Here is a 1,316-nt window from a genome sequence, read left to right as displayed (position 1 = left end):
CCTAGGGCGTGTTGATCAAGAAGGTGCGGGGTGGCCAGCCGCCGCGAGTTGCGCGGGAGAATGGGCGTATGAAGATCCAGGTGCTGCATATCGAGGATTGCCCGAATTGGCAGGAGGCGGGCGATCGAGTACGGCTGGTGCTCGACTCGATCGGACGGGGCGATGTTCCGGTGGAGTTCGTGTTGATCCGCACCGAGGCTGAGGCGGTGAGCTCTGGTTTCGCGGGCTCGCCCACGATTCTTCTGGACGGTCAGGACTTGTTCCCGTCCCAGGGGAACACTGCCGACTTGGCGTGCAGGGTCTATCTGACCGAGCGCGGCTTTGCGGGTGCGCCGACGGTGGGACAGCTTGAGCGCACGCTGCAGGAGCGCGAAGCGCTCGGCGGAGATCGGTCTTGATCCAGATCAGCGCCGCGGCGAGGCTGACGGCGGCTCGGTAGTTGCGGGCGAGTTTGTCCGAGCGCATCGCGATGCCGCGCCACTGCTTGAGACGGTTGAAGCAGCGTTCTACGACGTTGCGTCCCTTGTAGCGTTCCTTCTGCTTGTCGCCGAAAGCGATCGGCCGGCCCGGCTTCTTGCGGCGGTGCGCGATCTGGTCGTCCCGCTCGGGGATGGTCGCCGCGATCCTCCGGTCGCGGAGCCAGGCGCGGTTCGCCCTTGAGGGGTACCCCTTGTCGGCGAGCACCCGGTCGGGGCGGGTGCGGGGGCGGCCCTTCCCGTCGCGGGGAACGCGGATGTTCTCCAGCACCGCGCTCATCATCGTGGTGTCGTTGATGTTCCCGGCGGTGATCATCATGCTCAGCGGCCGGCCGCGGCCGTCGCAGACCAGGTGCAGTTTGGTCGTCAGCCCGCCGCGGGAGCGTCCGATCCCGTGATCAGGCGGCTCGGACCACGGATTCTTGTGATTCGGCACAGCCCCCTGTGTCCCGGGCGAGGGTCGCGCCGTGCTGATGCACGCGCGCGATCGTGGAGTCGATCGAGACGACCCAGTCGATTTCCCCAGCGGCGTCGGCCTGCTTCTGCACCTCGGTGAGCAGCTTCTGCCAGGTGCCGTCCCCGGCCCACCGGTTGAACCGCTTGTAGATCGAGTTCCACTTCCCGAACCGTTCCGGAACGTCACGCCACGGCGCACCGGTCCGGTACTTCCACGCCATCCCCTCGATAGCGAGCCGGTGATCCGTCCACGGCCGCGACCGACCGGTCACCGTCGGCATCAACGGCTCCATCACGGCCCACACCTCGTCAGAGATCTCCTGTCGCGTCACCGTTCAAGACTCACCCACCGAGGAGCGGAACCTCTTGATCAACACGCCCTAG

The 1,316-nt window shown here is 66.6% G+C and carries 2 protein-coding genes; both read right to left on the bottom strand.

Annotation, left to right across the window (positions count from 1 at the left end; translation table 11 throughout):
* Positions 1 to 15 precede the first annotated feature (15 nt).
* A complete protein-coding gene (locus tag M3666_RS17275; RefSeq protein ID WP_374109597.1) occupies positions 16 to 912 on the bottom strand; it encodes an IS5 family transposase in 897 nt (298 codons plus the stop codon).
* Positions 875 to 1,264: an IS5 family transposase gene (locus tag M3666_RS17270; protein WP_007929259.1), complete on the bottom strand. Its 390-nt coding sequence runs from the start codon at positions 1,262 to 1,264 to the stop codon at positions 875 to 877. Before M3666_RS17270 ends, M3666_RS17275 begins: the two co-directional genes overlap by 38 nt.
* Positions 1,265 to 1,316: the final 52 nt, after the last annotated feature.

This window comes from Curtobacterium sp. ODYSSEY 48 V2 (genome assembly GCF_023712625.1).
Taxonomy (GTDB): Bacteria; Actinomycetota; Actinomycetes; order Actinomycetales; family Microbacteriaceae; genus Curtobacterium.
This window is presented reverse-complemented; position numbering and strand designations above follow the sequence as displayed.